This window comes from Actinoallomurus acaciae (assembly GCF_042429965.1).
Classification (GTDB): Bacteria; Actinomycetota; Actinomycetes; order Streptosporangiales; family Streptosporangiaceae; genus Actinoallomurus; species Actinoallomurus acaciae.
In genome coordinates, this window is the sequence record NZ_JBHLZP010000485.1 from 1 (window position 1) to 6,001 (window position 6,001).

Here is a 6,001-nt window from a genome sequence, read left to right on the forward strand (position 1 = left end):
CGCCGTGCTGGAGCTGCTGACGGAGGCCGGCGCGCCGCTGCGGTCGCACCCGGCCGCCATGGAGCTGTGCACGCCGACGGGCGCGGCGCTGCTCGCCACACTAGCCACCGCCTGGGGCCCGATGCCCGACTGCGTGCCCGCCGCGATCGGCATGGGCGCCGGCACCGCCGACCCGGAGGGCCACCCCAACGTCGTGCGCGTCGTCGTGGGGTCCGCCTCGCCGTCCGCCGACTGGGCGTCTGCGGAGCTGCACCGGGTGGACAGCACCATCGACGACCTGGACCCGCGCCTGTGGCCGGACGTACTGGAGGAGCTGCGCACGGCCGGGGCGGCGGACGCCTGGTGCTCACCGGCGCTGATGCGCAAGGGACGACCGGGCCAGATCCTGAGCGTCCTGGTCGAGCCGTCACGCCTCGACGCGGTGTGCCGCGTGGTGTTCGAACAGACGACGAGCCTCGGTGTGCGGGTGTCCTCGGTCGAACGACGTTCCCTGCGACGCGACCGCGTGGAGGTGGACGTCGGCGGAACCGTCGTGGGCGTCAAACGCGGCCTGCTCGGCGGCCATGTGGTGACCGCCCAGCCAGAGTACGACGAGGCCCGCAAGGCGGCACTCGCCTCGGGCCGCCCGTTGCACGAGGTCCTGAACGAGGCCCGAACCTTGGCTTCTGAGAGCTGAGACACACCGGCGGTGGGCGCCCCGCTCTGGCAGGGCCCCGCGAGCGTCGTGCTCATCACCCGCGGCGCGCCCGTTGCGGGCGGTCTCTTCGGGGTTCGTCCACGGGCGGGAGGCCGCGACCGGTACCTCCGGGACCCGTTCACGGGCGGGGGGCTGCGGCCGATCTCGCAGAGATCAGCTCACCGGCGACAGTTCTGGGCCTCCTGGGTTCGTCTGCGGGCGGGCCGTTTCAGGCGGCTCCCCAGGCGCCCGGTCAGCTCGGTGCGTGGGCGACGAACAGCCACTCCGCTCCCTTGACGGAGTAGCCGAACTCGGTGCCCAGGTGTTCCACGACGGCCGGCATGTGCGCAGCCCCGTACACCACCGCCACCGTGATCGGCCGGGCGTGGTGCTCTTGGTACAGCGCGGTGAGCCGGTTATTCAAGGCGTCGTCCCGGCGGTCGACGACGCGTTCGCGCATCCATCGTTCGACCCGGCCGCCCTCCCACCGGTCGTCGTGGTCGTCGGACTCGTCGAGGCCGGGTACGCGGAGCGGGTCGCCGTACCGGCCGAGGAGGCGCAGTGCGACGGCGCCCATGGAGTCCTCGGCGGTGTGGCGCAGGCGTTCGGCGCGGGTCTTCGGTGTCGGTGGCGCGGCCTCGTAGCAGACCGGTATCGCGAGCGAGTCCAGGTCCAGCGCGCTCATCTGGTCGACCAGGCCGTCGAAGCGGATCCGTGACATGCGCTCCTGCACGGGCGCCGAACCGGTCGGCGCGCTCTCGGCGACGATGATCGCGCACTCCAGGAGCCGCGTCGTGACCTGGGCGTAGAACGACCGCTCTCCGACATGGATCATCGGGAACAGCACGAACCGCAGCGGGCCGCTCCGGCACGCCAGCGTGATGACCGCCGACCGTACGCCCACGACGCTCGACTCGATGAACTGCATCGGCCCCCCTCGCGACGGCGGCGGCCGTCCCCTCGTTGAGACGGCCATCGGGGTCGTGCGGTTCACTCCGGGCGGCGTCCCCAGGCGGCGACCATCGGGGCGGTCGCCAGGTCCATTCCGCCGGCCGCCACGTTGGCCAGGTGCCGCTCGACCTCCTCCTCGGTCGCGCGGCCGCCGGCGACCAGCCCGTCGCGGATGTGCGCGACGGTCGCCGTCTCCAGCAGGTCGCAGGCGGGCGAGGCGATCGGGAAGTGCGCCTCGGCGGCCACGTCGGTCAGCCCGGCCGCCCTGAGTGACGCGGGGAGCCGCCGGCCGTACGCGAGGTCGGCGCCGCGTTCGGCCAGCATCGCGCGGAACCCGGTGCGGATCCGGTTGGCCAGCCGTTCGCGCGGCCCCTGTTCGTACGGGGAGCCGAGCGGCTGCAGAGCGGGGTCGGCGTCCTCCAGGAGGATCCAGCCGCCGGGCAGCAGGGCGGCCACCATCGACCGCAGCGCCCGCTCGCGGTCGGCGACGTGCACCAGGACCAGACGCGCGTGTACGAGGTCGAACGCCTCGTCCGGCGGGTCGTCGCGGGCGACGTCGTGCCGGCGCACCTCCACGACCGCGCTCGCGGCCGTACGCGTCCAGCGGACGTCGATGTCGGTCGCCAGAACCCGTCCGGTGGGGCCGACGCGCTCGGCGAGCCCCCTCGGGACGGACGGCCCGCCGGCCCCGACCTCCCAGCACCGCCACCCGGCCGCGATCCCCAGTTCGTCGATCCGCCGGAACGTCGGTGGGTCGAACAGCGCCGACAGCGCCTCGAACCGCGTCCCGGCCTCCGCCCGCGCGTTGGCGAGCAGGTAACCGTCCTCATCCGCCATGGAGACGATGATGCCCCGCCCGCCCCGGTCCGTGGCCCGGCCCGGTCCGACGTTACGGGTTGGAGTAGACGCGGTCCGGCGTGAGGAGGACGGCGGTACGGCCCTCCTCCGCCATGACACGGTCGTAGGCGTCCCAGTCGTCATGCTCGCCGCCCGCGGCGGTGAACACGTCTCTCAGCAGCCGCCGGAGGCCCTCCGGGCCGAGGCCGTCGAGCGGGTCGGCGGGCCCGGCGAGCTCGACCGGCCCCTCGGCGGTGACCCACTGCCAGCCCGCCCGGATCGTGACGGTGGCGCGTGGGCGCCCGCGGAGGTTGGCGAGTTTCCGCGTGCCCCCGCGTACGACGAAGCCGACGACCTCGTGGCCGTCCGCCGGATGCGGGAGTACGCCGGCGTTGACCACGGTCGACTGCACGCTGCCGTCGGCCCGGAGGGTGGAGACGACCACCAGGCCGTGCTCCGCGGCGACCAGAGCGCGGAAGTCAGTGATATCGGTCATCATCGGACCGTAACCGACGATGTCGGCTCTGCTCCGGTCGCCGCGCCGCTACGGTGGTGCGGCGAAACCGTCGATGCGGGTGTGGCGCTCGGCGGATAGATCAGACATGTGATTTTGGTGCGGAGGGCAAGGCGAAGGTCATGAGTGGCTTCCGGAAGTTCATCCTGCGGGGAAACCTGGTCGACCTTGCCGTCGCGGTAGTGATCGGGACACAGTTCAGCAGCCTGGTCAAGCAGTTCGTCGACTCGTTCATCAACCCGCTCCTCGCGCTTGTCGGGGGCAAGCCCAACTTCGACAGTTTCGTGCTGTACGTCGGCAAGACCCCGTTCAGGTACGGCGCGTTCCTCACGGTGGCGATCTCGTTCCTGATCTCGGCGGCGGTCGTGTACTTCGTGATCGTGCTGCCCGCCGCCCGTCTGCTCCGGCTGTTCGAGCGTGACGCGGAGGCCACCGAGCGTGAGTGCCCGGAGTGCACGCGCAGCATTCCGATCAGGGCGCGGCGCTGCCCGGAGTGCACGGCGGAGATCGCCGCGGCCGGGCCGCCGCGGACGGTGCCCGCTCCGCGCTAGGCACCACCGGTCACGATTCGGCATTGAAACCGTGCGCTTGGCGTTCACGTCATAGGTGAACTTGCCATGCTCTGTTACCCGGCTGATGCCCGCAAGGGCTCGCCGGGCCCCGGGGGGAAGAGGTGTTGGGACAGATGAACGAGGGCGTCAGTCCGCTGTGGCGAGCCGGCGGCAAGCCGTTGTCACAGCTCACGAGCGAAGAACTGGCCGAGGCGATCCAGTACGTCGGGGGGCGCGACGAGACCGACGCTCCGCTGCTGAAGGCGCTGCGCGAGCTGCAGGCTCAGCGTGACCTCGGCGAGGAGACGCCGGAAGAGCAGGACGACTCCGGCCCGCCGCTGCTGGCCTGCGGCTGACTCCGGCGGCGCACGGCCGCCGGAGTGCGTCCGCGAGGAGCGCCACGCGGCGACCCGTGCGTCGTCGCCCGGGAGCGCCGGGCCGGTTAGGGTCGCGGTGTCATGGCGCGAACACGAGGACGGGCGGCGGCCGCCGCGCTGGTCGCCGGTACGCTGACGGCCGCGTCGTGCGGCCATCACGTGCGGACCACGCCGCCGATACGGGTCGGGGCGCCGCGCATCGCGACCTCGACGCTGAAGCTCGCCCCGGCCGAGGCCGACGGCCTGACGCGGTTCGACAACTGGCCGAAGGCCTGTGAGCTGCTGACCGCCGACGACCTCAAGGCGGTCCTGCCGCAGGTCACCAAGGTCGAGCAGACCCCGCGCGAGCAGCAGATCCGCGTCACCAACCTGGGGGCGGGCGCCGGAGACGACGACCGTGACGCCCCCGGCACCGCCTGCGAGACGCGGTTCTGGGTCGCCGGCGATGAGAAGAGGCCGCGCTCCCAGCCCGACCTCGTACGCGTCGAGGACGTCGCCGTCGGCGACACCGACACGGTCAAGGACAACTACGACACCCTCGCCCAGGGCCGGCCGCGCGTGCCCGGAGGGCTCGGCGCGCGCGAATGCGTGCTCGCGAGCACCGACTACTACTGCCGCATGCCCCACATCGCCTTCTCGGTCGGGACGGGGCCGACGCTCTTCATCGACCGCTTCACCGGGCAGCCGAAGCGGACCGACGCGCATGCCTACTGGGTGAACACCGTGCTCCCCGGGCTCGTACGGTCGGTCTCCTCCAAACTCCCCGCCAGCTGAGCCGCGCGGTACGGAAAACGCACTCATCGGTCTCGGCGCCGAATGGGAAAGCGCGAATGGCTCGGTATGATCGAAGTCACGTCGCCGGAACGAGGCCCGTAACCTCGGTGACGGGCTCCCCGTACGGGAGTCGACGTAAGATCATCTGGGGCGGAAAACACCAGGTCGGCGCCGTGATGAGCCGTGCGGCGGTCGAATCTCGGTTAAACCCCGATTAAGGGTTAATATGTGCGACCGTAACACATTTTCGGTCTTGCCGGAACCTCTCTGACCTCAGCTGGCCTCGAGGGTTGAGTCCGTCCCGGAAAACTCCGCACAATCCAATCGTCGGCCCATTCATGAATTGTGTTATCAACGAGCCCTGCCCGTCCCCCACTCACGGGAGGTTCTGTTGGGAACGTCACCGGACACGTCGCGACGCTCGTTCGCAGTGACCGCGGCCCCGGACTTTGCGGCGGTCCACCGCCGCACCGGCGCGCTGCTCACGGCCGCGCCGCACCGTCTCGTCGCGGACTTCGCCGGCGAGCGGCGCCTGGCCGCCGACCTGGAGGAGTGCGCGGCGGGCGTCGCGTCCGCCGTCGCCGGGGACGTGCCGATCATCGGCGACGCCGTGACCGAGATCCTCGCGGGCGGCAAGCGGCTCCGCCCGCTGCTGGTGTTCGCCGCCGCGTACGCCGGCCCGGGGGAGCGGGAACGTTCCATCCGGTCGGGCGTCACCGTCGAACTGCTGCACCTGGCGAGCCTCGTGCACGACGACGTCATGGACGAGGCGGCCCAGCGGCACGGTGTCACCAGCGCCAACGCCCGCATGGGCAACGTGCGCGCGGTGCTCGCCGGCGACTATCTGCTGGCCCGCGCCCTGACCATCGCGTGTGAGCTGGGCGCCGCGGAGGGCGCGCTGGCGGCCGGGACGTTCATCCGGCTGTGCGACGGCCAGGCGCGCGAGTCCGCCGCCCTGTTCGACCCCGCACGGTCGGAGGGCGACTACTACGCGGCGATCGAGGGCAAGACCGCGGCACTGTTCGCGACCTCGTGCCGCCTGGGCGCGATGGCCGGGGGCCTCGGCGAGGAGGCGACGGCCGCCCTGGCCGAGTACGGCCTGCAACTCGGGATGGCGTTCCAGATCGTCGACGACCTGCTCGACCTCACCTCGACCACCGGCGCGATGGGCAAGCCGGCCGGCCATGACATCGCCGAGGGCGTCTACACGCTGCCGGTGCTGTGCGCGCTGCGGGAGCGGCCGGAGCTCGCCGGCGTCCTCGCCCGCGCCCGTCCCGACGCCGCCACCGGTGCTCCCGCCGACCCCGAGGCCGTGCGCGAG

At 72.1% G+C, this 6,001-nt stretch carries 8 protein-coding genes; 5 read left to right on the forward strand and 3 right to left on the reverse strand.

The genetic code is table 11. The annotated features are described in order from the left end of the window. Positions 1-676, forward strand: a 676-nt coding sequence (larC2, locus tag ACFFNX_RS39435; RefSeq protein WP_378211262.1) for a nickel pincer cofactor biosynthesis protein LarC2, incomplete at its 5' end; no start/stop codon positions are given. A 253-nt stretch (positions 677-929) separates the two neighbouring features. Here the strand turns inward: larC2 and ACFFNX_RS39440 are convergent. The 3 genes from ACFFNX_RS39440 to ACFFNX_RS39450 all read right to left on the reverse strand — a co-directional run bounded on the left by ACFFNX_RS39440 (position 930) and on the right by ACFFNX_RS39450 (position 2,960). Next, positions 930-1,604 (reverse strand): hypothetical protein, encoded by a 675-nt coding sequence (locus ACFFNX_RS39440; RefSeq protein WP_378211263.1) that lies wholly within the window; start codon positions 1,602-1,604, stop codon positions 930-932. Between the two features lie 62 nt (positions 1,605-1,666). Continuing rightward, a complete protein-coding gene (locus ACFFNX_RS39445) occupies positions 1,667-2,464 on the reverse strand; it encodes a methyltransferase domain-containing protein (RefSeq protein ID WP_378211264.1) in 798 nt (265 codons plus the stop codon). Between the two features lie 52 nt (positions 2,465-2,516). After that, positions 2,517-2,960 carry a TIGR03618 family F420-dependent PPOX class oxidoreductase gene (locus tag ACFFNX_RS39450; protein ID WP_378211265.1) on the reverse strand — a complete coding sequence of 148 codons (444 nt, stop codon included), beginning with the start codon at positions 2,958-2,960 and terminating at the stop codon, positions 2,517-2,519. A 140-nt stretch (positions 2,961-3,100) separates the two neighbouring features. On the opposite strand from ACFFNX_RS39450, the gene mscL reads away from it, so the two are divergent. The 4 genes from mscL to ACFFNX_RS39470 form a co-directional block, all read left to right on the forward strand. Continuing rightward, positions 3,101-3,529 (forward strand): large conductance mechanosensitive channel protein MscL, encoded by a 429-nt coding sequence (gene mscL / locus ACFFNX_RS39455; protein ID WP_378211266.1) that lies wholly within the window; start codon positions 3,101-3,103, stop codon positions 3,527-3,529. 134 nt (positions 3,530-3,663) lie between these two features. Further along, positions 3,664-3,885 carry a hypothetical protein gene (locus tag ACFFNX_RS39460; RefSeq protein ID WP_378211267.1) on the forward strand — a complete coding sequence of 74 codons (222 nt, stop codon included), beginning with the start codon at positions 3,664-3,666 and terminating at the stop codon, positions 3,883-3,885. Positions 3,886-3,987: 102 nt separating this feature from the next. Beyond that, complete coding sequence (locus tag ACFFNX_RS39465) at positions 3,988-4,680, forward strand: hypothetical protein (RefSeq protein WP_378211268.1); 693 nt, start codon at positions 3,988-3,990, stop codon at positions 4,678-4,680. Between the two features lie 430 nt (positions 4,681-5,110). Then, on the forward strand, positions 5,111-6,001 hold an 891-nt coding region (locus tag ACFFNX_RS39470; protein ID WP_378211269.1), incomplete at its 3' end, for a polyprenyl synthetase family protein.

What these genes read in the sequence shown, in the direction of transcription:
- ACFFNX_RS39440 (WP_378211263.1), bottom strand. Translation starts at nt 1,604, where the DNA reads ATGCAGTTCATCGAGTCGAGCGTCGTGGGCGTACGGTCGGCGGTCATC.
- ACFFNX_RS39445 (WP_378211264.1), bottom strand. Translation starts at nt 2,464, where the DNA reads ATGGCGGATGAGGACGGTTACCTGCTCGCCAACGCGCGGGCGGAGGCC.
- ACFFNX_RS39450 (WP_378211265.1), bottom strand. Translation starts at nt 2,960, where the DNA reads ATGACCGATATCACTGACTTCCGCGCTCTGGTCGCCGCGGAGCACGGC.
- mscL (WP_378211266.1), top strand. Translation starts at nt 3,101, where the DNA reads ATGAGTGGCTTCCGGAAGTTCATCCTGCGGGGAAACCTGGTCGACCTT.
- ACFFNX_RS39460 (WP_378211267.1), top strand. Translation starts at nt 3,664, where the DNA reads ATGAACGAGGGCGTCAGTCCGCTGTGGCGAGCCGGCGGCAAGCCGTTG.
- ACFFNX_RS39465 (WP_378211268.1), top strand. Translation starts at nt 3,988, where the DNA reads ATGGCGCGAACACGAGGACGGGCGGCGGCCGCCGCGCTGGTCGCCGGT.